Below are 26,355 nucleotides of genomic sequence, written 5' to 3'. Positions count from 1 at the left end.
TTATTTATGAAAACATCCAGCTTACCCGCCAGTACCGACGTAGCCATTATCGGCGCCGGACCATCCGGATCGGTTGCCGCCGCCCTGTTACGCCAGCGCGGCTGGCAGGTGTGCGTGCTCGAACGCCAGCATTTCCCGCGTTTTTCCATAGGCGAAAGCCTGCTGCCCTATTGCATGGACATCCTGAAGGAAGCCGATTTGTTGCAGGTCGTCAATGATGCCGGCTTCCAGGTCAAAAACGGTGCGGTCTTTACCTGGGGTGATCGGGAAAGCGCCATTGACTTTCGTGACAAATTCACCGCAGGACCGGGCACCACCTTTCAGGTCGAGCGCGCGAAATTTGACCAGATTCTTATCCAGGAAGCGCAAAGAAAGGGCGCACAGGTCTGGTTCGGCCATACGGTCACCCATATGACAAGCAGGCAAGAGCACGCCACGCTCTCGGTCAGCACCGATCAGGACGAATCCTATACGCTGCAGGCCCGCTTCGTGCTTGACGCCAGTGGCTATGGGCGCGTGCTGCCACGCCTGCTGGATCTGGAACAACCGTCGACATTTCCCGTGCGTGAAGCCTGGTTCACCCATATCCAGGACAATATCAGCGATCCCGGGTTCGACCGCGAGAAAATTGTCATTGCCACCCACCCGCAAGACCGTGCCATCTGGATGTGGCTGATTCCGTTCAGCCATGGCCGCTGCTCCATCGGCGTTGTAGGCGAACCCAGCCACCTGGGAATGAATGGACGGGAGCCGCTGCCGTTCCTGCAGGCTATGACGAATGAAATACCACGTCTGCGCCACCTGCTGGCCCATGCCCAATGGGATACACCGGTCAATCCGCTGCGCGGCTATTCGGCCAATGTGACAAGCCTGTATGGTCAGCGCTTTGCACTACTGGGCAACGCCGCCGAATTTCTCGACCCGGTCTTCTCCTCGGGTGTCACCATTGCCATGCACTCGGCCAAACTGGCTACTGCGCTCGTAGACAAAACCCTGCGCGGCCAGGCAGCAGACTGGCAAGCAGACTTTGCCGACGCCCTGCGCGTGGGCATCGACACCTTCAGAACCTATGTTGCCGGCTGGTACGACTGCAGCTTTCAGGATGTTATATACTCCAGACAAATCAACCAGGATATCCGGCGCATGATTGCTGCCATCCTGGCCGGGTATGCGTGGGATACGCGCAACCCCTATGTTGAAAAATCAGAACGGCGCTTAAAGGCGCTGGCGGAGATATGTGGTGAAGCACAACTGGATACCTGATCGCAGCCATGCCGGCGCCTGGCTGAGCATGCTGCTGCTGGTGCTGCTATTGGCCGGTTGCGCCGCCACGTCGATACTGCCGCGCCAATACAACGAACCCGCACAGGTCCGATCCTACAAGCTGAGCCTGGTCACGACGCCCGGACAGACCGAGGACAGCCTGCTGATCGTGCAGCCCGAAGCCGGGGGCGCCAGCCGCTGGATCCAGACCAATGCCCTGGGCGCGCCGCTGGCCCGCCTGTCGCTGCGCGATGGGCAATGGACGACCGACGGCTTTGCCCCGCCCAACCCTCGTGCTCGCCAGCTGTTCGAAGCCATTATCGCCGCGCAGATTCCCCAGGCGCAATGGCCTGCCGCCTATCCGGGTGTTGACATCCGCGAGACAGCCGACAGCGCCGGCGCAATCTACACATTCAGTCGTCAGGGGCAAACGCTCTGGTCGCTGCAACCGCCGCCAGCGCACGGGGCCTCCGGAACAACCTCTGCAGCAGCGGCCATCGGGATTACCCTGCCTGACCGTAGCCAATGGAATCTGACCCCTCTGCCCGCAAGACCATGAGAAGTTACCTGAGCCCGCCCGCCACGGTCAGCGCATTGGGGCTGACCTTTGCAGACACCATGCAGGCATTGTTTGACACGACCATATCGCCACTGGCGCCGGAAACCCAATGGGTGCCCGGCAAGACGATTTATACCGGTCGCCCGGCTGTCGCGCCCCCGCCGCTGCCGGCGGGCACACCGGCGCACTTCAATACACATAACAACCGCCTGCTGTGGCAGGCAGCCAGCCAATTGCAGGAGCCCATCGAACGCGCCCGCGCACAGTACGGCGGGCCACGGGTCGGCGTCATTATCGGCACCACCACCACGGGCGTCGACGATAACTACCCGGCGTTCCACGCCTTTGCCCGCGACGGGCACTGGGACAAGGATCTATACCGGCACGAACGCCAGCTGCTGTCGGCGCCGGCCGACTTCCTGGCCCATCATTTCGGCCTGAGCGGCCCGGTCTACAGCATTTCCACCGCCTGCACCTCCGGCGCCCGCGCCATTATCACGGCGCATCGCCTGCTGGCCAGTGGGCTGTGCGATGCCGTGATCTGCGGCGGCGTGGATTCTCTGGCCCACCTCACGATCAACGGCTTTGACTCCCTGCAGGCGCTGTCCGCGGGCATTGCCAATCCGTTTTCGATCAACCGCGAGGGCATCAATATTGGCGAGGCGGCCGCCCTTTTTGTGATGACCCGGCAAGCCAGCGATGGCCTGCCCCTGCTGGGCTATGGTAACAGCGCCGACGCCTGGCATATGTCTTCGCCCGACCCCAAGGCCACAGGCGCCATTCTTGCCATCGGCCAGGCGCTGACACACGCCGGGTGCGAAGCGGAAGATATCGGCTGGGTCAATCTGCATGGTACGGCCACCGAGCTGAACGACAGCATGGAAAGCCTGGCCATGGCAACCTGCTTTGCGCAGGGCGTTCCCTGCACCAGCACCAAACCGCTCACCGGCCATACCCTGGGCGCGGCCGGCGCGCTGGAAGCGGCGCTGCTGTGGGGTGTCATCCATCACCAGTACAATCAGGCCGGACGGCTACCCGCACAGCTCTGGGACGAACAAGCAGATCCGGCGCTGCCTGCGATTGCCCTTACGAACAGCCAATCCAGATGGCAAAAGCAGCCGCGCATCGGCATGAGCCTGTCCTTTGCTTTTGGCGGCAACAACGCCGTTCTGATACTGGGAGAGGCCTGACGATGCAGACCCCCATACGCCATCTTGCGCCTTTACTGCCGCATGCCGGCAGCATGATCCTGCTTGACGAAATCATCGCCTACTCTGACTCGCAGTTGCAGGCCCTGGCCCGCATTGGACCCGATCACCTCTTCCAGGATGAGAACGGGCAGTTACCTATGTGGTGCGCTATAGAGATCATGGCGCAGGGCGTGGCTGCGCTGGCCGGCTGTCATGCCCACGATGCCGGCCAGCCACCGAAACTGGGCTTTCTGCTCGGCAGCCGCCAGATTGACATCCTGCGTCCCAATGTGGCGCGAGGCAGCCTGCTATGCGTACGGGTCGAGGCCTCGACCCGTGACGAGGCCAGCGGCTTCGGTGTCTTCGACTGTAGCCTGTCCCTGCTGGATGAACCAGACGATGCCAACACCGACCGTGCACAAACGGTGGCCACCGCAAGACTGAGCGTATTCAGTCCGCCGGATATTGAACACTACTTACAGGAGCAAACAGCGTGACCGCTTCCCGTATTTTTGTCACCGGTTCCAGCCGGGGTATCGGCAAAGCCATCGCCCTTGATCTGGCGCAGGCAGGCTTCGATATCACCTTGCACTGCCGCCAGCGGCGGCAAGAGGCGCAACAGGTCGCCAAACAAATCCAGGCCCTGGGGCGCAACGCCGACATCTTGCAGTTCGACGTGTCCGATCGCCCTGCTTGCAGGCAGGCACTGGAAACGTATCTGGAAAGCCACGACGCCTTCTATGGGGTTGTCCTGAACGCCGGGCTGACCCGCGATAACGCCTTCCCTGCCTTTACCGATGAAGACTGGGACCAGGTGCTGGACACCAACCTGGGTGGGTTTTATAACGTCCTGCATCCCCTGATCATGCCCATGATTCGTCGGCGCCAGCCTGGTCGCATCGTCTGCATGGCTTCGGTATCCGGGATTATCGGCAACCGCGGACAGGTCAACTACAGCGCCTCTAAAGCCGGCCTGATCGGGGCAGCCAAGGCGCTGGCCGTGGAACTGGCTAAACGTCGCATTACCGTCAATTGCGTGGCGCCCGGGCTGATTGATACAGATATGCTTGACCAGCAGGTGCCCGTCGAGGAAATACTGAAAATGATTCCGGCCCAGCGTGCCGGCAATCCCGAGGAAGTGGCTGCTGCTGTGACCTTCCTGATGTCCGAAAAAGCCGGCTACATTACCCGCCAGGTGCTTTCGGTCAATGGAGGGTTGTGCTGATGAAGCGTGTGGTTGTAACGGGCATGGGCGGCATTACTGCCCTGGGCAACAGCTGGCCACAGATCCGGCAAGCCTTTACCGAGGGCCGCAGCGCCGTATGCGTCATGCCCGAATGGGATCGTTATACTGAACTGAATACCCGCCTGGCCGCCCCCATTGCCCACTATCGCTGTCCATCGCACTGGCAGCGCAAGCAGTTGCGTAGCCTGGGCAGGGTATCGCAGCTGTGTGTCGACGCTGCCGAGCGCGCCCTGGCCGATGCCGGCCTGCTGGGCGATCCGCTCATCCAGTCCGGCGCCATGGGGGTGGCCTGCGGGTCGTCCACGGGCAGTACCGAAGACGTCAGAGCCCTGGCGGCCCTGCTCATGCATGGCGAATCGCATGGGGTCAATGCCAACACCTATGTTCGCATGATGCCGCACACGACGGCTGCCAACATTGGTATTTTCTTCGGCCTCAAAGGACGAGTCATCCCCACCTCCAGTGCGTGCACCTCAGGCAGCCAGGGCATCGGCTATGCCTATGAAGCCATCAAATACGGGCTGATCCCGTTGATGCTCGGCGGCGGCGGTGAAGAACTGTGCCCCAGCGAAGCCTATGTGTTCGATTCCCTGTACGCCACCAGTCAGCGCAACAGCGCGCCGCACACCTCGCCGCGCCCCTATGACCGGGATCGCGACGGGCTGGTTATCGGCGAAGGCGCCTGCATGTTCGTCCTGGAAGAGCGTGATCATGCCCTGGCACGAGGCGCCCGCATATACGCAGAAATCGTCGGCTTCGGCAGCAATTCAGATGGCGCCCATATCACCCGCCCCCAGGCCGACACCATGCACCGGGCCATGACGCTTGCCATTGAGGACGCAGGTATTCACGCCGAACAGATCGGCTATGTCAACGGACACGGCACGGCAACCGAACAGGGCGATATTGCTGAATCACATGCCACGGCAACCTTGTTTGGCGAGCGCGCAGCCATCAGTTCGCAAAAAAGTTTCCTGGGCCATACCCTTGGCGCCTGCGGCGCACTGGAATCCTGGTTCTCCATTGCCATGATGCACGACCGCGCGTTTGTGCCCACCCTGAACCTGGACAATGTGGACCCACGCTGCGCGCAGCTGGACTATCTGCAGCATGACTGGCGCGACATTGACACCGAATATGTGATGAATAACAACTTTGCTTTCGGCGGCATCAATACTTCGCTGATATTCCGCCGGCCAGACTGAAGACTGGAGATTGCAACCGCTGCGCTGGTCCATCGCAACAGATGCGCCAACAGGGCGCTACCATCAAACCTCGGGCTGCAGCCCGACACCAAAAACCACAGACTGCTCAAGCGGCAGGCTACGCGCTTGGCCCGGCGTTGCCTGCCTGGCGAACATCCTGACCGGCGTCGGAACATCCTGACCAGGCCACACGACCGCCATCATCCAGTTATCACCGATCATGGCCGATAGGCCGTGCCAGTGCCAGTCTCCCAGGCCGATCAGGTGCCACGAATGCTGGTGCGCCAGATTAGACTGTTGCGCGACCTGTTGCCCGCCCATTCCAGCGGCCTCGGATGCCTTGGGCAATGGCATCTGCAGCGCACGGGCAACGTCATCGGGCCATGTCCCGGCTGCGACAGCAGCAACACCCCCCGCTGCCGGTGTGATGCATGCGCCAGGCCTGATCCCTACCCGCAGCATGTCTGCCGGAAAGTCGCCGCCCACCGCTTTGACCAGCGCTTCCTTGAGCGTCCACAGTCGGAAAAAAAAGCGGGTTCTGTCCTGCCCCTGCAGCGTGCGCAATAGCCGCTTTTCATCATCATGGGCGATCAGCTCGGCCAGGGCCAGCTCATCAATGGCGCGTATCCGCTCCAGATCAACGCCTAGGTGCTCATGCAGCGATGATGCCGCCCACAGGGCGTGGCCGGCACTGTGCGACAGGCTCGATGATCGATAGGGATCCAGCAGACGGCGCTGCAGAGCGCGACTGACACGCCACTCGTAGGCTTTACGCGCGCTCAGGCGAGCCGCCTCGCGGGCGCGATCCTCTGGATTCAGCGCCAACGAGTCGTACTCTACCTGCAAGGCGGGGCCGGCAAACCACAGTTGCAGCAACGCCGGCCGATCTGAAACGGAAAATGGCATGAATCACGCAACCGAAATGGCAATGTTGCCATTGTACGTATTCATGCCATGGGCGGGCGCATCTTTGATGAATGATTTTGATGGATTCCAAGCTGACCCCCGGCTTGCCGGCTGCATGGTGCACGCTTGGTCAACAGTCGAGGCGGACTCGACATGGAGTTGGCGCGCCGTAGCTTGTCTCCCAATGCAGGACAGGCATCCGGGAGACTGTTTCATAATTTTGATTGCGAGCAATATTATTTTGTAGCAGTGAAGCAATGTTATACCTGTAATAGAAGTATGACTTTTACCTATCACTGGCCCATTCCATCGTCTTTTTCCCACATATGTGCTAATGTGGGTTTGTGTAAATCTATAGGAATTACCCTATGAGCCGTCTCACAATCGACCTATCTGACCGGCAACACCAAAGCCTGAAGGCGCTGGCCGCCTTACAAGGCAAAACCATTAAACAATACGCCCTCGAACGCTTGTTCCCCGGCGATGCTGATGCCGAACAGGCATGGCAGGAACTAAAGACCGTGCTGGGATCTCGCATCAACGATGGGCTTGCCGGGAAGGTATCGACAAAGAACATCAGCGAAATCCTTGATGAAGAACTAGGCAAGGACCGCAGTTGAGGGCCTACATTCTTACTGAAGATGCTGAAGCTGATTTGCGCGACATCATCCGATACACTCGTAAGCAATGGGGCGCCGCGCAAGTACGGCGCTATAACGGCAAACTGAAACAGGGCATTGCCAGTCTCGCTGCAGGTAAAGGCCCATTCACTGTCGTGGACGAACTTTATCCTGCGTTACGAATGGCCCATTTCGAGCATCATTACCTCTTTTGCCTGCCGCGTGAACACGCCCCGCTTTGGTCGTAGCTATTTTCCATGAGCGCATGGATCTCGTGACACGACTGGCAGACCGGCTTAACAATGAAAATTAGTCGATAAAAAAGCATCCGCCATCACGCCACAAACAACTCAGGATATAAGTAGAGCCACTAATGGCATAAAACCTAACATGTTCGCGCTTCCCGTCCTTGGCCAATGACTAATTCCGCGGTTTAGGTAATTTTCACCAACGCTCATTCTGCTTGAGCATCGTTGCTTTGCCAAATAGCTTGGCTCGATGGTGTTGCGGCCGGCGCTTTGGCCGGCCCCCTTTCCACTCAGGGTAATGCGGCAATCGGTTCGGCATCCCGTTGGACCTGACCCACACCAAGATAGGAAAACAGATCCTTCGGATCGGCCAGTTCGGGCACCAGCGAAATGGGCTGCATCAGACCCAGCTTGTGCGCCGTATCCCGCATATAGACCAGCGCCGAGAAGTCTTCCAGGGCAAAACCGACGGAATCGAACAGGGTAATCTGTGTATCGGTTTCACGGCCTTTGGCCTGGCCCTGAAAGACCTGCCACAAATGCCGGACAGGAAAATCTGCGCCCACATTCTGCAATTCGCCTTCGACGCGAGTTTGCGGCTCGAACTCGACAAACACGGTGGCCAATGGCAGGATGTCGGGATGCAGCTCAGTTTTACCCGGGCAATCGCCGCCGACAGCATTGATATGCATGCCTGGCTTGATCATCTCGGGGGTCAGGATATGTGCCCGCGAATATTCGGCGGTCACCGTTGTCACAATGTCGGCGTCCCGGACGGCATCGGCCACACTGTCTGCAATGTCAACCGTCATGCCGGTGTGGCGTAGATTATCGGCCAGCTTTTGTGACGCGGCACGATCAAGATCATATACGCTCAAATGCTCGATTCCCAGCAGATAATGAAAGGCCAGCGCCTGAAACTCGCTTTGACAGCCATTGCCGATCAGAGCCATCCGGCGGCTGTTGCTGCGCGCCAGGTGCTTTGCCGCCAATGCCGACATGGCTGCCGTTCGAAGCGCTGTGGTCAACGTCAATTCACAGATGACCTCGGGCTTGCCGGTGCTATTGTCAACCAGCGCGCCAAATGCCAGCACCGTGGACAAGCCTTCCTGAGGATTATGGGGATGACAATTGACATACTTGAACGAATAATTCTGTTTGTCCGCAATGGGCATCAATTCCATCACCCCGTCCTGCACATATTTGGCAACTCGGGATGACTTGTCAAATTCATCCCAGCGCAAATAGTCTGACAGGATATAGTTCATCACGCCCTCAAGCGTCTGCTTCATACCCTGCCGCTGCACGATGCGGGCCACGTCCTGCGGACGGATCAGCCCGGTATTCAGATTCGTTTGTGTCAAATGACTCATGGTTATCTCCGTTTTATGCGTTGCCGGCGCCAATAACAGGGGGAGCAATGCCGGGTACGCTGGCGCACCCTTGATCCAGCCCGCCCCACCCTTTTCATCCCATCACCGACAACCAAGGCTGTCGGCAGATGATGTGTTCTGCAAGCCATGTTCAAAATGCGCCGTGCTGAACCGGGTGGTGTCCTGTGCCGACACTATATTTAATGTGTGTCTTTGTTTCTTAAGTGTGCCGCATTCTCGCGGCAAAGCATATCGGCAATTTTGCACACTTTTGTCCATTATTTTGCCATAATGACAATATAAACTGCCTGAATGAGCAAATATGGACTCGACTGACCAAGCACTTATCTCGTTGTTACGCCAGAATGCGCGGTATACGGTCGCCGATTTGGCAAAAAAACTCGGCCTCTCGCGCGGCACGATACGCAACCGGATGCTACGGCTGGAAGACGCCGGCGTGATCGTCGGCTACACGGTGCAATTGCGTCCGGACACGCAGACACAAACCATCCGCGCATGGATGAGCATTGCCATTGAAGGGAACATGAGCCGCCAGGTGATCGCCAGCCTGCTGGGCGAACCCTGCATCGTGGCCTTGCATGACACCAATGGTCGCTGGGACCTGCTGGCAGAACTGGAAGCCGGCTCACTGGCCGAGCTGGGTCAGGCACTGGAGCGGATCCGGCTGATCCGCAATATCAGCAACTCAGAAACCAGCATACATCTGAAGAGCTATCGGTAGCCCTGGCCATTGCAAAGGCACATTGCTGTTGCCAACGCCGTTGCCATTGCACGGTGGCGACGCCTGCACATTGCAGCTGCGCCTACCCAGGGAGGGTTGGCGAATAGGAATGCCAGGCGGTCAGTGACTGAATCACGCTGCCGATCTGCAACAGCCGGCGCTCGTCTTGCCGCTTGCCCACAAGTTGCGCACTCACCGGCATGTTGCTCGGGTCAAAGCCGGCCGGCAACGCCAGTGCACAGCCGCCGGTCCAATTGGCAAGACGCGTAAAGAATGCCGGGCTCGCGGCTTCATCCACGTCCGCCAGTAACGGCGCAATCGCGGGCACCGTGGGGATCATGAATGCATCCTTGTCCGTCATCCAGGCCTGCCATATACCAATGGCAGCCTGATGCTGCGCCAGCAGCTCTTCATATTGCGTTTGTGAAACCGCCTGACCGGCAAGCATCCGCCTGCGTACAAACGGGTCCATAGGCGCATCGTGGTCCTGCACCAGGGCGCCATGCAAACGCCAGGCGCACGCCGCCATCAGCAGCCCGCTTTGCTCAAAAACCGTGTTAAACGATAGCGGCGGCCGCTCCCGCACAATATTGGCCCCGGCCATTTCGGCCATGCGCACCATGTCGCGCACGCCCAGCCGCACGGAACGCTGCACATCCGTATCGTATTGCTCGTCCGGCATGACGCCCAGTGTCATGCCATCCAGCCCACTGCCGTCATCCAGCAGCCGATGGCACGACTCATCCAGCACCTCGCCCGGTGCACAGGTGAGCGCCCGGTACACAATGGCGGCGTCATCGGCGGTATGCGTAATCGGCCCAACGCTATCGAGCATGGGCGCCAGGGGCAGAATGCCGCTCATATCCGTCTGTCCGGCGGTCATTTTCAAACCCGTCAGACTGCAGAAAGCCGCGGGGATCCGCACCGAGCCGCCTGTATCCGTGCCAATGGCGCAGGGCACCAGACCGGCAGCCACAGCGACCGCCGAACCGCTGGAAGAGCCGCCCGGCGCACGGGCGCGATTGGCGTCCCAGGGGTTAAGTGGCGTTCCCAGATGCGCATTGGTGCCCCAGCCGCCAAAGGCAAATTCAACCGTTTGGGTCTTGCCGATCACAATCGCGCCCTGCGCCTTCAATCGTTGCGCCAGCGCCGCCGTCTGGCTACTGGCCTGACCGTCGTGTACGGCAGATCCCCCGGTGGTCACCGTACCGGCAACATCAATCAGATCCTTGACCGCCACGGGAATGCCGTCAAGCAGCCCCAAGGACTGCCCGGCCGCTCGCCTGGCATCGGAGGCCTTCGCATCCCGGATCGCCTGCTCGCCAAATACGGCCACAAAGGCATTGAGCATTGGATTGTATTTTTCAATACGCCTGAGAAAAAACGTCGTTAGCAACTCCGAAGTCACACCTTGCCGGCTCAGTTGGCTGGCCAGTCTGGCGACGGTGGAAAAAGCGTAATGTTCCATGGGGTTTGTTCGCCTGCGTAGAATCGTAATAATCAATAGAGTCACTATAGCCAAAGCAATAACCATGCCATCGCGTGTGCGCTTTTGTTGAATCTGGCTTTGACGCTACGCTTTACGCGCACGCTCCAAGCGTAATTCTGCCGCAGCTTCCGACACGCCCAAGTTCGCTTTCCTGGTACTGCCCCAGCCCTGACATCGTCCCTTTTTCCCGACGCAGTCTGACCGCTTCAGTGTATGCCAGCCTGCTCATACACCACATCGATTTTCAATCCTCATAACCATCTTCTGCCAGTTGCACGCATATTCGTTTATATTCTAATCATCTTTGTCATTCAGCCAATTGTCATCTTCAAACTGTATCTGTCTCATGCATGTCCCTGGCATTGCGCCGCTGCATCGCAGTCGCCAGCCGGGGCACCCATTTTCACCCTGCCAAGGAGCTCAGCATGAATCCAGCCGTTCCCGCTACGTCGCGCTTACCGTCCCTCCCCTTGTCGTTCGCGCCCCAGCCCGCCAGCCGCCTGCTGTCGCGCAGCATGCTCGCCAGTCTATTGATGACTGCCGTAGCAGTCAGCGGTGTGCATGTGGCCACGGCACAGGCACAGACGACCATCATGTCGCCGGGGGACAAAGCACCCGTTGCCCAGAACGTCACTACCGAAACGCTTCTTAAGGGGCTGGAGCATCCCTGGTCGATGGCCTTTTTGCCGAACGATGCCGGCATGCTCATTACCGAGCGCAGCGGCCATCTCAATTACTGGAAACAGGGCAGTGACAAACCGGTTGTGATCAGCGGCAGTCCCAAGGTCTGGACCAACGGTCAGGGCGGTTTGCTCGATGTCGTCCTGGCTCCGGATTTTGCCAAAACCCGTCATATTTATCTGAGCTATGCCGAAGAAGGCAAAGACGGTAAAGCGGGCACGGCCGTCGGCTTCGGCCGTCTGTCCGAGGACAACACCAGGCTGGAAAATTTCAAAGTCGTTTTCCGCCAGGAGCCCAAGCTGTCTGTGGGTAACCATTTCGGCTCACGCATCATTTTCGATCGCAAGGGCTACATGTTCATTGCGCTGGGCGAGAACGACCAACGCCCTACTTCCCAGGACCTGGATAAGTTGCAAGGCAAGATTGTGCGGCTGTTCCCTGACGGACGCATTCCCCAAGACAATCCATTCGTGGGCAAACAGGGCGTGCGCCCCGAGATCTGGTCTTACGGACATCGCAATCAGCAGGGCGCTGCCCTCAATCCATGGACTGGCGCATTGTGGACCAATGAGCATGGCCCGCGCGGCGGAGATGAAGTCAATATTCCCGAACCCGCCAAGAACTATGGCTGGCCGCTGGCCACCTATGGCATCAATTACTCCGGCTTGCCGATTCCCGAAGCCAAAGGCACCGATGGCGCCGGGCTAACCCAACCCATTTACGCCTGGAAAGTCTCACCGGCAATCAGCGGCATGGCCTTTTACGACCACGACCGTTTTGCGCCATGGAAGCAGTCGGTGTTTATTGGCGCGCTGGCGCAGCAACGCCTGCTAAACCTGAAAGTGGATGGCGCCACCCTCAAGGATGAGCAGGTGATCTTCGAAGGCGAACGCATTCGCGATGTGAAAGTGGGTCCCGATGGCTACGTCTATGTCCTGACCGACACCGGCGACGGCAAGCTGATTCGCCTCGGCTTGCAAAACTAAACCGGGCTGCCGTCTGCGGGCCAGGCAGCAGCGGCCGGCACATTGATCACGCTGGCATGACTGCCGCGCCGCGCCAGCTCAGAGCGCAATAACGCTAGTGGAGCGCAATCGGGCCGTTGCCCCACATAGAGTCCGTCTGCCCTTGTCTGAAAAAAACCAGGCCCGCCACAACATTGCGCTGCGGCGGGCCTGACTCATTGCCTTCAATTGTCTGCTACTGCAGGATCAATACAGAACGCGCGCCTTGATGGTACCGGCGATCGCCTTGAGCTGCTCCAGCGCCTTGTCCACCTCAGGCGTTTCCACATCGATGACCACATAGCCATTTTGCGGATCAGTCTGCAGGTACTGACCAACAATATTGACCCCATCCTGCTGAAACACCTGGTTGATTGCCGTGAGCACGCCAGGACGGTTCTCGTGAATATGCAGAAAGCGACGGGCGCTCTTGTTCTCTGGCAGCGATACCTCTGGGAAGTTCACGGCAGACAGCGTAGACCCATTGTCAGAGTATTTGACCAGCTTGCTGGCCACTTCGATGCCAATATTCTCCTGGGCTTCGGAAGTGGAACCACCGATATGCGGCGTCAGGATCACGTTATCGAACTTGCGCAACGGTGAAACGAACTCTTCATTGTTCGACTTGGGCTCTGACGGAAAGACGTCAATGGCCGCGCCGGCCAGGCGTTTTTCTTCAAGCGCCAGGGCCAGTGCCTCGATATCGACTACCGTACCGCGCGACGCATTGATAAGATGCGCGCCCACCTTCATTTGCGCAATGCGTTCTGCGCTCATCAGGTTCTTGGTGCTGGCATTTTCCGGAACGTGCAACGAAACCACATCTGCAATATTCAGCAGATCTGTAAGCGAACTGACGGCGCGGGCATTGCCCAGCGGCAGCTTGCTTTCGACATCATAGAAATAGATTTCCATGCCCAGCGCCTCGGCCAGGACCGACAACTGTGTGCCAATGTGGCCATAACCGATGATCCCCAGCTTCTTGCCCCGCACTTCATGGCTGCCCGCTGCCGATTTGACCCATTCACCGCGGTGTACTTCGGCATTGGCGGCAGGCACGCGGCGCATCAGCAAAATAAGTTCGGCCAGGACCAGTTCGGCGACAGACCGGGTATTGGAAAAGGGTGCGTTAAAGACCGGAATACCCAGCTTTTTGGCCGCCTGCAGGTCCACCTGGTTGGTGCCGATACAGAAACAGCCAACACCGACCAGTTTCCTGGCCGACTGCAACACGTCTGCACTCAGTTGGGTGCGCGAGCGGATCCCTACGAAATGTGCATCGGCAACGGCTTGTTTGAGCTGATCGCCTTCCAATGCTTTCTTGTGGTAATCAATATTGCTGTAGCCCGATGCATGCAGCACATCCAGCGCATTCTGATGAACACCTTCGAGCAATACAATTTTGATCTTGTTCTTATCAAGGGACACTTTTTCCATGGGTTTCTTCGCTTAGACAGTAGGATGTGGGGGAGATTTATTGTATCGAAATGTGCTGGTGGCGTCTTGCAAAGCCACCGAACAGTTCAAATGTACTGCTTGCTTACTTAAACAGAGGTTAATTTTTTCATGTGGACATGAATTGCCTGCATGAAAAAAAAGCGCCTTGCGTGACAGCTGCAAGGCGCTTCGGTATCCCGGCCGAAGCCGGGATGACAACAGATGACCTATCCGCTTATTCGGCAGCAGGCGGCTCTTCGTCGGTGTTGGTACCCAAAGGTGCAAACACATTGTCCAGCGTAACCGGAGCAGACTCCTCGAAAGGATTCTCCTGGGCACGCACGGCAGCGCGTTCGGCACGTTCGCTTTCCTCTTTGGCCTTGCGGGCCAGGTGGAAAGACATACCGGTACCGGCAGGAATCAGACGTCCCACGATCACGTTTTCTTTCAGACCGCGCAGATCATCACGTTTACCCATGATGGCCGCTTCGGTCAGCACCCTTGTGGTTTCCTGGAAGGAAGCCGCAGAGATGAACGAGTCGGTAGACAGCGATGCCTTGGTGATACCCAGCAGGATATTATCGTAGGTCGCCGGAATCTTGTTGTCGGCAACCACACGATCATTCTCGTTGAGCAATTCGGCACGTTCAACCTGTTCACCTGTGATGAACGAGGTATCGCCCGCATCCACGATGTTCACACGACGCAGCATCTGACGCACGATCACTTCAATGTGCTTGTCATTGATCTTCACGCCCTGCAGACGGTACACGTCCTGAACTTCGTTGACGATGTAGATCGCCAGCTTCTCAATGCCCTGCAGACGCAGAATATCGTGAGGATCAGCCGGACCGTCCACAATCATCTCACCCTGGTTGACCACCTGGCCGTCGTGTACCAGCACCTGTTTCTCTTTCGGAATCAGGAACTCATGCACCGTACCATCGGTCTCGGTAATGACCAGACGCTGTTTACCCTTGGTATCCTTACCAAACGACACAGTTCCTGTGACATCTGCCAGCATACCGGCGTCTTTCGGCGAACGGGCTTCGAATAGCTCGGCCACACGAGGCAGACCGCCGGTAATATCGCGGGTTTTCTGTGATTCTTGTGGAATACGAGCCAGAATCTCACCAATATTGACCTGCTGTCCGTCACGCACGGTAATCAGTGCGCCAACCGGGAATGAAATATTCACGGAGTGGTCGGTACCAGCAATTTTCACCTCTTCACCGGCCTCGTTGATCAGCTTGATCTGAGGACGCATCAGCGTTTTACCGCCGCGTGATTTCGGTGTAATGACCACCAGCGTGGACAGACCGGTTACATCATCAACCTGTCTGGCAACGGTCTGACCCTCTTCGATATTCTCGAAGCGGACCTCACCCGAGTATTCGGACACGATCGGACGGGTCAACGGATCCCATGAAGCCAGGCGTGTACCGGCTTTCACGGTATCGTTATCGCCCACCAGCACGGTTGCGCCATAAGGAATCTTGTGACGTTCACGTTCACGGTTGCTATCGTCGAAAATCACGATTTCACCGGAACGGGAAATGGCCACACGCTCGCCCTTCGCATTGGTCACATACCGCATGGAACCGGCAAAGCCAACCGTACCGGCAGACTTGGTCTCAACCGAAGAGGCCATGGCTGCACGTGAGGCCGCACCACCAATGTGGAACGTACGCATGGTCAGCTGGGTACCCGGTTCACCAATAGACTGGGCAGCAATAACACCCACGGCTTCACCGGTGTTGACCATATTGCCGCGACCCAGGTCACGGCCATAGCAGTGTGCGCAAAGCCCATGACGGGTTTCGCAGGTCAGCGGTGTGCGGATCTTGACTTCATCCACGCCAATGCGATCGATCAGCTCTACCGCATCTTCATCCAGCAGGGTGCCGGCAGCAATCGCCGTTTCCTGTGTATCAGGATTAACGATATCGGCAGCCGCTACACGACCCAGAATACGGTCATGCAACGGTTCGATAACCTCACCGCCTTCAACCAGGGCTTTCATCAGATAGCCGTTGCTTGTGCCGCAATCGGTTTCAGTGATGACCAGATCCTGGGTCACATCAACCAGACGACGAGTCAGGTAACCGGAGTTCGCCGTTTTCAGCGCGGTATCGGCCAGACCTTTACGTGCACCGTGGGTGGAGATGAAGTACTGCAGTACGTTCAGACCTTCACGGAAGTTGGCGGTAATGGGCGTTTCAATGATCGAGCCATCAGGCTTGGCCATCAGGCCACGCATACCGGCCAGCTGACGAATCTGCGCTGCTGAACCACGGGCGCCGGAGTCGGCCATCATGTAAATGGAGTTGAACGATTCCTGGCGGGCATTTTCGCCCAGACGGGTTACAACCGGCTCTGTCGCCAGTTGTTCCATCATGGCCTTGCCCACTTTATCACCGGCCTTGCCCCAGATGTCGACCACGTTGTTATACCGTTCCTGCGAAGTCACCAGACCTGACGAATATTGCTTGTCGATCTCTTTGACTTCATTGCTGGCCTGCGTCAGAATTTCTTCCTTCACAGTCGGGATAACCATATCGCCCATGGCAATTGAAATACCACCACGGGTGGCCAGACGGAAACCGGACTGCATCAGCTTATCGGCAAAAATCACGGTATCGCGCAGACCACAGCGACGGAACGACTGGTTGATCAGGCGCGAAATTTCTTTCTTCTTCAGGGCACGGTTCAGCACGCTGAATGGCAGCCCGTTAGGCAGAATTTCCGACAGGATCGCACGGCCAACGGTCGTCTCAAAGCGGCGCAGTACAGGCTGCCATTCGCCCTGGTCGTCTTTTTCATATTCGTTCAGACGCACAGTCACGCGTGACTGCAGCTCGACTTCACTGTTGTCATAGGCACGAATCAGCTCTGCCAGATCGGCAAAGAACAGACCTTCGCCCTTGCCATTGATACGTTCACGGGTCGCGTAGTACAGACCCAGCACGATATCCTGGGAAGGTACGATGGAAGGCTCGCCGCTGGCAGGAAACAGGATGTTGTTGGAGGCCAGCATCAGAGTGCGGGCTTCCAGCTGTGCTTCGAGCGACAGGGGCACGTGAACAGCCATCTGGTCACCGTCAAAGTCGGCGTTAAAGGCAGCACACACCAGCGGGTGCAGCTGAATCGCCTTACCTTCGATGAGGACCGGTTCGAATGCCTGAATACCCAGACGGTGCAGCGTAGGCGCACGGTTGAGCATGACAGGGTGTTCGCGAATCACTTCTTCCAGGATATCCCAGACCACAGGCTCATGAGCTTCAACCAGTTTTTTCGCGGCCTTGATCGTGGTCGCCAGACCCATAATCTCAAGACGGTTGAAAATAAACGGCTTGAACAGTTCCAGCGCCATCAGCTTGGGCAGACCGCATTGGTGCAGTTTGAGCTGCGGGCCCACCACGATCACGGAACGACCAGAGTAGTCCACGCGCTTACCCAGCAGATTCTGACGGAACCGACCGCTTTTACCCTTGATCATATCGGCCAGGGACTTGAGCTGACGCTTGTTGGCGCCGGTCATTGCTTTGCCGCGACGACCGTTATCCAGCAGCGAGTCAACCGATTCCTGCAGCATCCGTTTTTCATTACGCAGAATGATGTCTGGTGCCTTCAGTTCGATCAGACGCTTGAGCCGGTTATTACGGTTGATCACGCGACGGTACAGGTCATTCAGGTCAGAGGTCGCAAAGCGGCCGCCATCCAATGGCACCAACGGACGCAAGTCCGGCGGCAGCACGGGCAGCACTTCCATGACCATCCAGTCCGGTTTGATACCCGATTTCTGGAAGCCTTCAATCACTTTCAGACGCTTGGAGATCTTTTTAATCTTGGCATCGGAGCTGGTTGCCTTCAGTTCGGCGCGCAAAGACTCCGCCTCGCGATCGATATCGATCGTGCGCAGCAGTTCCCGCACGGCTTCCGCACCCATCAGGGCCGTGAAGTCGTCGCCGTACTCTTCGGTCTTGGCCAGGAAATCGTCGTCGGACATGATCTGACCGCGCTTGAGCGGCGTCATGCCTGGCTCGATCACGCACCATGCTTCAAAGTACAGTACGCGTTCGATATCACGCAGGGTCATGTCCAGCACCATACCCAGACGGGATGGCAGGCTTTTCAAGAACCAGATGTGCGCAACCGGGCTGGCCAGTTCAATGTGACCCATGCGTTCACGACGCACTTTGGTCACAGTTACTTCAACGCCGCATTTTTCGCAGATCACGCCACGATGTTTCAGGCGCTTGTATTTACCGCAAAGACATTCGTAATCCTTGATCGGGCCAAAGATTTTGGCGCAGAACAAACCATCACGTTCCGGCTTGAATGTCCGATAGTTGATGGTTTCTGGCTTTTTGACTTCGCCATAGGACCATGAACGGATTTTTTCAGGAGAGGCAATCCCAATCTTGATGGCATCGAACTGCTCATCCGGGGAAATCTGTTTGAATAAACCTAGTAATCCCTTCATTCTTTACGCTCCAAATCCATGTCCAGTGACAGAGAACGAATCTCTTTCACCAGCACGTTGAACGACTCAGGCATACCTGCGTCGATGACGTGATCGCCCTTAACAATGTTCTCATACACTTTGGTACGGCCAGCAATGTCATCCGATTTAACGGTCAGCATTTCCTGCAGCGTATACGAAGCACCATAGGCCTCAAGTGCCCACACCTCCATCTCACCGAAGCGCTGGCCACCAAACTGGGCTTTACCGCCCAATGGCTGCTGCGTAACGAGAGAGTACGGACCAGTAGAACGTGCATGCATCTTGTCGTCGACCAGGTGATGCAGTTTCAGGTAATGCATGTAGCCGATAGTAACGGGACGCTCAAAGCGCTCGCCCGTACGACCGTCGAACAGGTAAGCCTGGGTGCGAGAGTCTGTCAGTTGCAGATGCGCTTTCACATCGTCAGGATAGGCCAGTTCCAGCATACTGGTAATTTCTTCCTCGGTGGCGCCGTCAAATACCGGCGTTGCCAGCGGCACGCCGTTTTGCAGATTGCGTGCCATTTCGATGATCTGGTCATCGGTCAGGGTATCAATCTGTGCCTTGGCGCCGGTGGTGTTGTACACCTTGTTCAAGTATTCGCGGATCTGTCCAACCTGGACCGTACGCTCATCTTTCATGAGGTCGGCAATCCGGTGGCCCACACCCTTGGCAGCCCAGCCCAGATGCACTTCAAGCACCTGACCCACGTTCATCCGTGATGGCACACCCAGCGGGTTCAACACGATGTCGGCAGGAGTACCATCAGCCATGTGAGGCATATCTTCCACAGGTGTAATACGCGATACCACACCTTTGTTACCGTGACGGCCGGCCATTTTGTCACCTGGCTGCAGACGACGTTTCACGGCCAGATAGACCTTGATCATCTTGAGCACGCCCGGTGGCAGTTCATCGCCCTGCGTCAGTTTCTTGCGCTTCTCTTCGAAGGCCAGATCAAACTCATGGCGTTTCTGCTCGACCGATTCCTTGGTCTGTTCCAGGGCCACTGCGGCGCCTTCGTCAGACAGACGGATATCGAACCAATGCCAGCGCTCTACGCCGTCCAGATATTCTTCGGTAATGACCGAGCCTTTTGGCAGACGGTTCGGGCCGCCGTTGACAGTCTTGCCGATCAGCAGCTTGCGGATACGATCGAAGGTGTCGTTCTCAACAATACGCAACTGGTCATTCAGATCCTGACGGTAGCGGCTCAGCTCATCATTGATGATGGCCTCGGCACGCTTGTCGCGGGGAACGCCTTCACGCGTAAAGACCTGAACGTCGATCACGGTGCCGACCATGCCTGAAGGCACGCGCAGCGAGGTGTCTTTTACGTCAGAGGCTTTTTCACCGAAAATCGCACGCAGCAGTTTTTCTTCCGGTGTCAGCTGGGTCTCGCCTTTTGGCGTGACTTTACCGACCAGTACGTCATCGGCGCGCACTTCTGCACCAATATGCACAATACCAGACTCGTCAAGACGGTTCAGCTGGGTTTCTGCCAGGTTGCTGATGTCGCGTGTGATTTCCTCGTTACCGAGTTTGGTATCACGGGCAACGACGGTCAGCTCTTCGATATGGATAGACGTATAACGGTCGTCGGCCACAACTTTTTCGGAGATCAGGATCGAATCCTCGAAGTTATAGCCGTTCCATGGCATGAACGCGATCAGCATGTTCTGACCCAGGGCCAGTTCGCCCAGATCGGTCGACGCACCATCGGCCAGCACATCGCCACGGGCAACGTGATCACCACGTCTGACGATAGGACGCTGGTTGATGTTGGTGTTCTGGTTGGAACGCGTGTACTTGATCAGGTTGTAGATATCCACACCGACTTCACCCGCCTGGTTCTCGTCGTCATTGACCCGGATCACGACGCGATCGGCATCAACATGATCAACGATACCACCCCGTGTTGCCTGCACTGTCGTGCCCGAGTCAACCGCCACGGTACGTTCAATACCAGTACCAACCAGTGGTTTTTCAGGACGCAGGCAAGGGACAGCCTGACGTTGCATGTTGGCGCCCATCAGCGCCCGGTTCGCATCATCGTGTTCAAGGAACGGAATCAGCGAGGCCGCCACGGAAACGATCTGCGATGGCGCCACGTCCATGTAGTGCACATTTTCAGGTGCAGTCAGCATGGTTTCACCGGCTTCACGGCAGGCGATCAGGTCATCCTGGAAGCGACCTTCTGCATCCAGCACCGCATTGGCCTGGGCGATCACATAGTTGCTTTCCTCAATGGCCGACAGATACTCGATCTGGTCACTGACCTTGCCATCGATAATCTTGCGGTAAGGTGTTTCCAGGAAGCCATAGTCATTCAGACGGGCATACAGCGCCATGGAGTTAATCAGACCGATGTTCGGACCCTCGGGCGTTTCGATCGGGCATACACGACCATAGTGCGTCGGATGCACGTCCCGCACCTCGAAACCGGCACGTTCACGCGTCAGACCACCAGGGCCCAATGCAGAAACACGACGCTTGTGGGTAATTTCGGACAGCGGATTGGTCTGGTCCATGAACTGCGACAGCTGGCTTGAACCGAAGAACTCCTTGATCGCTGCCGAAATAGGCTTGGAGTTGATCAGATCGTGCGGCATCAGGTTATCGGCCTCGGCCTGACCCAGACGTTCTTTGACTGCACGCTCGACGCGCACCAGACCGGCACGGAACTGGTTCTCTGCCAGTTCGCCCACACAACGCACGCGACGGTTACCCAGGTGATCGATGTCGTCGATTACGCCCTGGCCGTTACGCAGCGCAACCAGCACCTTGATGGTTTCCAGAATGTCTTCGTCGGTCAGTGTCATCGGACCGGTGATATCGTCACCACGGCCCAGACGGCTGTTAACTTTCATCCGGCCCACGCGGGACAGATCGTAAGACTCTTCGCTATAGAACAGACGCTGGAACAGTGCCTCGACCGCTTCTTCGGTCGGCGGCTCACCAGGACGCATCATGCGATAGATCGCTACGCGGGCAGCCATCTGGTCTGCCGTTTCATCGGTGCGCAGGGTCAGTGAAATAAACGCGCCACGATCCAGTTCATTGGTGAAAAGGGTCTGGATTTCATGCACATTCGCATCACGGATCTTGGCCAGCAGGGACTCGGTGATCTCATCATTGGCATTGGCAATCACTTCGCCGGTGTCCGCACTGATCACATTCTTGGCCAGCACACGACCAACCAGATAGTCTTCAGGCACAGAAATGCGTTCGATCTTGGCGTTTGCCAGTTCGCGCAGGTGCTTGCTGTTGATACGCTTGTCTTTTTCGACCAGCACAGTGCCGTTCTTGTCGGTAATATCGAAACGGGCTACCTCGCCCTTCCACCGCTCAGGCACCATCTGCATCAGCGCGCCTTCGGATTTGATATCAAAATTATCAAATTCGTAGAAATGCGCCAGAATGGTTTCCGGTGTCAGGCCAATGGCCTTGAGCAGGATGGTCACGGGCATCTTGCGGCGACGGTCGATACGGAAGAACAGCACGTCCTTCGGATCGAACTCAAAGTCAAGCCATGAGCCACGGTAAGGGATAACGCGGGCAGAAAACAACAATTTGCCCGAGCTGTGCGTTTTACCGCGATCGTGTTCAAAGAACACGCCGGGAGAACGATGCAGTTGTGATACGATTACACGCTCAGTACCGTTGATCACGAAAGAACCGGTGTCAGTCATCAGGGGAATTTCACCCATGTAGACTTCCTGTTCCTTGATCTCTTTGACGGTAGGTTTGCTGACTTCACGGTCCATCAGAACCAATTTGACTTTGGCACGCAGTGGTGAGGCAAAGGTCAGTCCACGCAACTGACACTCTTTGACATCAAACACCGGCTCGCCCAGCATATAGCTGTCGAACTCCAGCCTCGCCATGCCATTGTGGCTGACGATAGGGAAAATGGATTTAAACGCCGCCTGCAGACCTTCGTCCTTGCGCTGGCTTGAAAAAACCGACTGTTGCAGAAAAGTACGGTAGGAATGTAATTGTGTAGCTAACAGATAAGGTACGTCCTGGACATCTTCGCGTTTTGCGAAGCTTTTACGGATACGCTTTCGTTCTGTGTACGAGTAAGGCATGAGCACTCCGACTCGAGAGGGTTGTAAGAATTATGGGGTTGTCCATAATCCATGGGGTTTTACGACTCCACGAAAAACGCCTTCTTTCAATTTATTCTGCCAACAAGACAGTGAAAAGGTCGTCTTTCCTAGAAACGCAAAAACCCGGAGGTGGCTAAAGCCACTCCGGGTATCATCGTTAGATGATTACTTGAGTTCAGCTTTAGCGCCAGCGTCTTCAAGTTTTTTCTTCGCTTCTTCAGCTTCAGCTTTGGAAACGCCTTCTTTAACTGGTTTTGGTGCACCGTCAACCAGATCTTTCGCTTCTTTCAGGCCAAGACCTGTCAGTTCGCGAACGGCTTTAATGACGTTCACTTTCTGAGCACCGGTTTCAGTCAGAACGACTGTGAACTCAGTTTGTTCAGCGGCAGCAGCAGCTTCGCCACCGGCTGCAGGAGCAGCAACAGCAACAGCGGCAGCAGCAGCTGACACGCCGAATTTTTCTTCCATTTCTTTGATCAGCTCAGACAGTTCCAGCACAGTCATGCCGGCGATAGCGTCGAGGATTTCTGCTTTGTTTAAAGCCATTTTAGAACTCCGAATAAATTTAAATAATTGCCAGGGTTTTGTATCGCTTAGTCTTTAAGAAAGAACCAACGGGCGCCTTAAGCGGCTTCCTTCTGATCGCGCACGGCAGCAAGGCCACGAACGAATTTGGTTGGAACTTCATTAAGCGTACGCACAAATTGTGTAACAGGTGCCTGCATGGTACCCAACAGTTTGGACAACAGCTCTTCGCGAGAAGGCATGGTGGCCAGGGCTTTGACGCCGTTGGTATCAAGGATGCTGCCTGGAAGGGCACCACCTTTGAGTACGATCTTGTCATTCGTTTTAGCGAATGTAGAAAGTACCTTTGATGCAGAAACAGGATCTTCACTGATTGCATAGATCAATGGACCAGTCAGTTGATCGGACAAGCCTTCGAAAGGCGTGCCATTGATCGCGCGACGGGCCAGCGTGTTCTTCAGAACACGCAGATAAACACCTGATTCACGTGCAGATTTGCGCAATACGGTGACAGAAGCAACGTCAATACCACGGTACTCAGCAACAATAATGGATTGTGCATTCGCTACCTGAGCGGATACTTCCTCGATTACTGCCGCTTTCTCATTACGATTGAGACTCACGGTTTGAACACTCCATCTAAAGACGCGGCTGGGAACAGTTCCCAATTGCGTCAACCATATGCGGCGTACCTCTGGTCGAGCTCTGCTAAGAATTCTTCCATGGGACGCCGTCTACGCAGGATCCGGATAAATTACTCCGGTTTTAAGCAGCCTGGGACATCACAGAGTGACGAGCAGGCCGCTCCAGCGGTCTTTGACAGCAATGCCTGATGCGCGATCAGGCACAGCCCAAAGTTCTGTTATCAGGCTGCCAGAGAGGCAACCTCGATTTTCGCTCCGCCACCCATTGTGGATGAAACGGCCAGCTTACGCAGGTAAACGCCTTTTGACGTAGCCGGACGGGCTTTGTTCAGGGCGTCAACCAGTGCAGCCAGGTTTGACTGAAGCTTGTCGATGTCGAAAGATGCGCGACCGATCGTGGCGTGAATGATACCTGCCTTGTCGGTACGGTACTGAACCTGACCGGCCTTGGCGTTTTTCACTGCCGTTACGACGTCTGGCGTCACGGTGCCTACTTTAGGGTTAGGCATCAGGCCACGTGGGCCCAGGATCTGACCCAGGGTACCGACAATACGCATTGTGTCAGGAGACGCAATCACGATATCAAAGTTGAACTGGCCAGCCTTGATCTGGTCTGCCAGGTCTTCCATGCCAACGATATCGGCGCCGGCAGCCTTGGCGGCTTCGGCTTTCTCGCCCTGGGCAAATACAGCCACACGAACGGATTTACCGGTGCCAGCAGGCAGCACAACAGAGCCGCGAACCAGTTGGTCGGATTTCTTGGGATCAATACCCAGCTGAACGGCCACGTCGATAGACTCATCGAACTTGGCAGTTGCTGTTTCCTTGACCAGTGTCAGGGCTTGTGCAACAGGGTACAGCTTGTTACGATCGATTTTGGAAGCAATAGCCGCCGCGCGTTTGGATACTTTAGCCATTAGTTCACTCCTTCAACCGTAATACCCATGCTGCGGGCACTGCCGGCAATCGTACGTACTGCTGCGTCAAGATCGGCAGCGGTCAGGTCAGGTTCTTTTGTTTTTGCGATTTCTTCAGCCTGAGCACGTGTCAGCGTGCCAACTTTGTCCGCGTGCGGACGTGCTGAACCTTTCTGGACACCGGTGGCTTTCTTGATCAGAATCGTAGCCGGCGGCGTTTTCATGATAAATGTGAAAGATTTATCAGCAAACGCAGTAATTACAACAGGAATTGGCAGACCGGGTTCCATGCCTTGGGTTTTGGCATTGAAGGCCTTGCAAAATTCCATGATATTCAGGCCGCGCTGACCCAGCGCAGGACCGATTGGGGGTGATGGGTTGGCTTTCCCTGCAGGTACCTGCAGTTTAATAAAGCCGACGATTTTCTTCGCCATGCTATGCTCCTTACGGGTTCAATCGCAGCTTGTCCTGCTCCCCGGGGTTAATGAAAAAGAACCGCTCAGGTTTTTTCGACCTGGCTGAAATCCAGCTCAACAGGGGTGGCACGACCAAAAATGGTCACATTGACACGCACCTTGCTTTTCTCGTAATTGACTTCTTCCACGTTGCCATTGAAATCGGCAAACGGACCTTCCTTGACGCGCAGCATTTCGCCCACTTCAAAGAGGATTTTCGGACGGGGCTTCTCAACGCCTTCTTCGATCTGAGAAAGAATTTTTTCCACTTCTTTTTCAGAGATAGGCGCCGGACGATTGCCCGATCCACCCAGGAACCCAGTCACACGATTGGTGTTTTTGACCAGATGCCAGGTTTCGTCTGTCAGATCCATTTCAACCAGCACATAGCCAGGAAAGATCCGACGTTCAGTAATGGCTTTTTGCCCGCCACGCATTTCGATCACTTCCTCGGAAGGAACCAGAATGCGCCCAAATGAGGTCTGCAGGCCAGCCCGCTCGATACGCTCAAGCAGGGCCTTATGAACACTTTTTTCCATGCCAGAAAAGACATGCACAACGTACCAACGTTTACTCATCGCCTGTCCTTTAATTCCAGCCTAAAAACACGCCGTAGATGATCCATTCAATCAGTTTGTCAACAAGCCAGAGGAAAATGGCCATGACAATGACAAAGGCAAATACGATTCCGGTCATTTGGATGGTTTCGGCACGTGTTGGCCAAACCACCCGCTTGAGCTCCGAATAGGCCCCGGTCGCAAAATCGACTGAGCGACGGCCTGACTCGCTGAACCAGAAAATCAAAGCAGCAACAACCAGACTACCGACAAACATGCCGACACGCGCATAGATATTCATATCGGAAAAATATGAATACGCAAAAATGCCGGCGGCAATAATTACCACCGCCAGTACGATCTTATACTTGTCTGACGGTGTTGTTACGGTTTCTACACTGCTATTTGACATGTTAAATTGAGCTGTTTACAGCCCCACAAATGGGTGGCAGGGGCAGTAGGAATCGAACCTACAACCTTCGGTTTTGGAGACCGACGCTCTGCCAATTGAGCTATACCCCTGTAAACCTGTCTTCTGCGCGGTTCAGAAGCGGAGGGTAGTGCATGTACTACTATACACTACCCAGGCACCGCGTTGTACTGCAATGGCGATTACTGCAATTACTTCGTAATTTTGGCAACCACGCCGGCGCCGACGGTACGGCCACCTTCGCG

22 protein-coding genes and 1 tRNA gene are annotated in these 26,355 nt (G+C 56.3%); 10 read left to right on the top strand and 13 right to left on the bottom strand.

Features of this window, described 5'->3' with window-relative positions; genetic code table 11:
• Window positions 1-6 precede the first annotated feature (6 nt).
• The 6 genes from ACTIKR_RS08070 to ACTIKR_RS08045 are packed head-to-tail and all read left to right on the top strand — an operon-like array spanning window position 7 to window position 5,463.
• Window positions 7-1,263, top strand: coding sequence for an NAD(P)/FAD-dependent oxidoreductase (locus ACTIKR_RS08070; protein WP_442327580.1), 1,257 nt, complete (start codon window positions 7-9; stop codon window positions 1,261-1,263).
• On the top strand, window positions 1,241-1,822 hold the full coding sequence (locus ACTIKR_RS08065; protein ID WP_193087894.1) for a DUF3261 domain-containing protein: 582 nt from the start codon (window positions 1,241-1,243) through the stop codon (window positions 1,820-1,822). Before ACTIKR_RS08070 ends, ACTIKR_RS08065 begins: the two co-directional genes overlap by 23 nt.
• On the top strand, window positions 1,789-3,012 hold the full coding sequence (locus tag ACTIKR_RS08060) for a beta-ketoacyl-ACP synthase (RefSeq protein ID WP_226816612.1): 1,224 nt from the start codon (window positions 1,789-1,791) through the stop codon (window positions 3,010-3,012). Before ACTIKR_RS08065 ends, ACTIKR_RS08060 begins: the two co-directional genes overlap by 34 nt.
• 2 nt (window positions 3,013-3,014) lie before the next feature.
• Window positions 3,015-3,509, top strand: coding sequence for an ApeP family dehydratase (locus ACTIKR_RS08055; protein WP_193087895.1), 495 nt, complete (start codon window positions 3,015-3,017; stop codon window positions 3,507-3,509).
• Window positions 3,506-4,237: a 3-oxoacyl-ACP reductase FabG gene (gene fabG / locus ACTIKR_RS08050; protein WP_193087896.1), complete on the top strand. Its 732-nt coding sequence runs from the start codon at window positions 3,506-3,508 to the stop codon at window positions 4,235-4,237. Before ACTIKR_RS08055 ends, fabG begins: the two co-directional genes overlap by 4 nt.
• The gene (locus ACTIKR_RS08045; protein ID WP_193087897.1) at window positions 4,237-5,463 is read left to right on the top strand and encodes a beta-ketoacyl-ACP synthase; all 1,227 of its coding nucleotides are present in this window, start codon (window positions 4,237-4,239) and stop codon (window positions 5,461-5,463) included. Before fabG ends, ACTIKR_RS08045 begins: the two co-directional genes overlap by 1 nt.
• A 63-nt stretch (window positions 5,464-5,526) precedes the next feature.
• Here the strand turns inward: ACTIKR_RS08045 and ACTIKR_RS08040 are convergent, their stop codons facing one another.
• Entirely contained in the window at window positions 5,527-6,369 is an 843-nt protein-coding gene (locus ACTIKR_RS08040) for a 4'-phosphopantetheinyl transferase family protein (protein ID WP_442327579.1), read from the bottom strand.
• Window positions 6,370-6,737: 368 nt separating this feature from the next.
• Here ACTIKR_RS08040 and ACTIKR_RS08035 point away from each other — a divergent pair, with 368 nt between their 5' ends.
• Entirely contained in the window at window positions 6,738-6,989 is a 252-nt protein-coding gene (locus ACTIKR_RS08035) for an antitoxin (protein ID WP_193087899.1), read from the top strand.
• Complete coding sequence (locus ACTIKR_RS08030) at window positions 6,986-7,237, top strand: type II toxin-antitoxin system RelE/ParE family toxin (RefSeq protein ID WP_442327578.1); 252 nt, start codon at window positions 6,986-6,988, stop codon at window positions 7,235-7,237. The genes ACTIKR_RS08035 and ACTIKR_RS08030 overlap by 4 nt, the downstream gene beginning before the upstream one ends.
• 290 nt (window positions 7,238-7,527) lie before the next feature.
• Here ACTIKR_RS08030 and ACTIKR_RS08025 read toward each other — a convergent pair whose 3' ends face one another.
• Window positions 7,528-8,610 (bottom strand): ornithine cyclodeaminase, encoded by a 1,083-nt coding sequence (locus ACTIKR_RS08025; RefSeq protein ID WP_442327577.1) that lies wholly within the window; start codon window positions 8,608-8,610, stop codon window positions 7,528-7,530.
• 322 nt (window positions 8,611-8,932) lie between these two features.
• On the opposite strand from ACTIKR_RS08025, the gene ACTIKR_RS08020 reads away from it, so the two are divergent.
• Window positions 8,933-9,352, top strand: coding sequence for an Lrp/AsnC family transcriptional regulator (locus ACTIKR_RS08020; protein ID WP_193087901.1), 420 nt, complete (start codon window positions 8,933-8,935; stop codon window positions 9,350-9,352).
• An 82-nt stretch (window positions 9,353-9,434) separates the two neighbouring features.
• Here ACTIKR_RS08020 and ACTIKR_RS08015 read toward each other — a convergent pair whose 3' ends face one another.
• The gene (locus ACTIKR_RS08015) at window positions 9,435-10,820 is read right to left on the bottom strand and encodes an amidase (RefSeq protein ID WP_442327576.1); all 1,386 of its coding nucleotides are present in this window, start codon (window positions 10,818-10,820) and stop codon (window positions 9,435-9,437) included.
• A gap of 536 nt (window positions 10,821-11,356) precedes the next feature.
• Between ACTIKR_RS08015 and ACTIKR_RS08010 the strand changes: the two genes are divergently transcribed.
• The gene (locus tag ACTIKR_RS08010) at window positions 11,357-12,508 is read left to right on the top strand and encodes a PQQ-dependent sugar dehydrogenase (RefSeq protein WP_442327590.1); all 1,152 of its coding nucleotides are present in this window, start codon (window positions 11,357-11,359) and stop codon (window positions 12,506-12,508) included.
• A gap of 225 nt (window positions 12,509-12,733) precedes the next feature.
• On the opposite strand, the gene serA is transcribed toward ACTIKR_RS08010, so the two are convergent.
• The 10 genes from serA to ACTIKR_RS07960 all read right to left on the bottom strand — a co-directional run bounded on the left by serA (window position 12,734) and on the right by ACTIKR_RS07960 (window position 26,202).
• Entirely contained in the window at window positions 12,734-13,963 is a 1,230-nt protein-coding gene (serA, locus tag ACTIKR_RS08005) for a phosphoglycerate dehydrogenase (RefSeq protein WP_193087903.1), read from the bottom strand.
• 235 nt (window positions 13,964-14,198) lie between these two features.
• Window positions 14,199-18,449 carry a DNA-directed RNA polymerase subunit beta' gene (gene rpoC / locus ACTIKR_RS08000; protein WP_193087904.1) on the bottom strand — a complete coding sequence of 1,417 codons (4,251 nt, stop codon included), beginning with the start codon at window positions 18,447-18,449 and terminating at the stop codon, window positions 14,199-14,201.
• On the bottom strand, window positions 18,446-22,561 hold the full coding sequence (gene rpoB, locus ACTIKR_RS07995; RefSeq protein WP_193087905.1) for a DNA-directed RNA polymerase subunit beta: 4,116 nt from the start codon (window positions 22,559-22,561) through the stop codon (window positions 18,446-18,448). Before rpoB ends, rpoC begins: the two co-directional genes overlap by 4 nt.
• Before the next feature lie 186 nt (window positions 22,562-22,747).
• Complete coding sequence (gene rplL, locus ACTIKR_RS07990) at window positions 22,748-23,128, bottom strand: 50S ribosomal protein L7/L12 (RefSeq protein WP_014752663.1); 381 nt, start codon at window positions 23,126-23,128, stop codon at window positions 22,748-22,750.
• A gap of 77 nt (window positions 23,129-23,205) precedes the next feature.
• A complete protein-coding gene (gene rplJ / locus ACTIKR_RS07985; RefSeq protein WP_193087906.1) occupies window positions 23,206-23,730 on the bottom strand; it encodes a 50S ribosomal protein L10 in 525 nt (174 codons plus the stop codon).
• Between the two features lie 242 nt (window positions 23,731-23,972).
• A complete protein-coding gene (gene rplA, locus ACTIKR_RS07980; protein ID WP_193087907.1) occupies window positions 23,973-24,668 on the bottom strand; it encodes a 50S ribosomal protein L1 in 696 nt (231 codons plus the stop codon).
• Window positions 24,668-25,102, bottom strand: a complete 435-nt coding sequence (rplK, locus tag ACTIKR_RS07975; protein WP_193087908.1) for a 50S ribosomal protein L11 — start codon at window positions 25,100-25,102, stop codon at window positions 24,668-24,670. Before rplK ends, rplA begins: the two co-directional genes overlap by 1 nt.
• 65 nt (window positions 25,103-25,167) lie before the next feature.
• Window positions 25,168-25,701 carry a transcription termination/antitermination protein NusG gene (gene nusG, locus ACTIKR_RS07970; protein ID WP_014752667.1) on the bottom strand — a complete coding sequence of 178 codons (534 nt, stop codon included), beginning with the start codon at window positions 25,699-25,701 and terminating at the stop codon, window positions 25,168-25,170.
• A 10-nt stretch (window positions 25,702-25,711) separates the two neighbouring features.
• A complete protein-coding gene (gene secE, locus ACTIKR_RS07965) occupies window positions 25,712-26,092 on the bottom strand; it encodes a preprotein translocase subunit SecE (RefSeq protein ID WP_193087909.1) in 381 nt (126 codons plus the stop codon).
• A gap of 34 nt (window positions 26,093-26,126) precedes the next feature.
• Window positions 26,127-26,202 (bottom strand) — tRNA-Trp (locus ACTIKR_RS07960).
• Window positions 26,203-26,355 lie beyond the last annotated feature (153 nt).

The sequence above is a fragment of the Advenella sp. genome (assembly GCF_052108595.1).
Classification (GTDB): domain Bacteria; phylum Pseudomonadota; class Gammaproteobacteria; order Burkholderiales; family Burkholderiaceae_B; genus Advenella.
The sequence above is the reverse complement of the archived record's forward strand: the minus strand, read 5'-3'. Positions and strand labels throughout refer to the sequence as shown.

Excerpts from the sequence above, each read along its gene's own strand:
- ACTIKR_RS08045 (WP_193087897.1), top strand. The coding sequence starts at position 4,237 with ATGAAGCGTGTGGTTGTAACGGGCATGGGCGGCATTACTGCCCTGGGC.
- ACTIKR_RS08020 (WP_193087901.1), top strand. The coding sequence starts at position 8,933 with ATGGACTCGACTGACCAAGCACTTATCTCGTTGTTACGCCAGAATGCG.
- rpoC (WP_193087904.1), bottom strand. The coding sequence starts at position 18,449 with ATGAAGGGATTACTAGGTTTATTCAAACAGATTTCCCCGGATGAGCAG.
- ACTIKR_RS08040 (WP_442327579.1), bottom strand. The coding sequence starts at position 6,369 with ATGCCATTTTCCGTTTCAGATCGGCCGGCGTTGCTGCAACTGTGGTTT.
- ACTIKR_RS08060 (WP_226816612.1), top strand. The coding sequence starts at position 1,789 with ATGGAATCTGACCCCTCTGCCCGCAAGACCATGAGAAGTTACCTGAGC.
- nusG (WP_014752667.1), bottom strand. The coding sequence starts at position 25,701 with ATGAGTAAACGTTGGTACGTTGTGCATGTCTTTTCTGGCATGGAAAAA.
- secE (WP_193087909.1), bottom strand. The coding sequence starts at position 26,092 with ATGTCAAATAGCAGTGTAGAAACCGTAACAACACCGTCAGACAAGTAT.
- rplA (WP_193087907.1), bottom strand. The coding sequence starts at position 24,668 with ATGGCTAAAGTATCCAAACGCGCGGCGGCTATTGCTTCCAAAATCGAT.
- ACTIKR_RS08015 (WP_442327576.1), bottom strand. The coding sequence starts at position 10,820 with ATGGAACATTACGCTTTTTCCACCGTCGCCAGACTGGCCAGCCAACTG.
- rplL (WP_014752663.1), bottom strand. The coding sequence starts at position 23,128 with ATGGCTTTAAACAAAGCAGAAATCCTCGACGCTATCGCCGGCATGACT.
- ACTIKR_RS08070 (WP_442327580.1), top strand. The coding sequence starts at position 7 with ATGAAAACATCCAGCTTACCCGCCAGTACCGACGTAGCCATTATCGGC.
- ACTIKR_RS08010 (WP_442327590.1), top strand. The coding sequence starts at position 11,357 with ATGCTCGCCAGTCTATTGATGACTGCCGTAGCAGTCAGCGGTGTGCAT.
- rpoB (WP_193087905.1), bottom strand. The coding sequence starts at position 22,561 with ATGCCTTACTCGTACACAGAACGAAAGCGTATCCGTAAAAGCTTCGCA.
- rplK (WP_193087908.1), bottom strand. The coding sequence starts at position 25,102 with ATGGCGAAGAAAATCGTCGGCTTTATTAAACTGCAGGTACCTGCAGGG.
- ACTIKR_RS08055 (WP_193087895.1), top strand. The coding sequence starts at position 3,015 with ATGCAGACCCCCATACGCCATCTTGCGCCTTTACTGCCGCATGCCGGC.
- ACTIKR_RS08025 (WP_442327577.1), bottom strand. The coding sequence starts at position 8,610 with ATGAGTCATTTGACACAAACGAATCTGAATACCGGGCTGATCCGTCCG.
- ACTIKR_RS08035 (WP_193087899.1), top strand. The coding sequence starts at position 6,738 with ATGAGCCGTCTCACAATCGACCTATCTGACCGGCAACACCAAAGCCTG.
- serA (WP_193087903.1), bottom strand. The coding sequence starts at position 13,963 with ATGGAAAAAGTGTCCCTTGATAAGAACAAGATCAAAATTGTATTGCTC.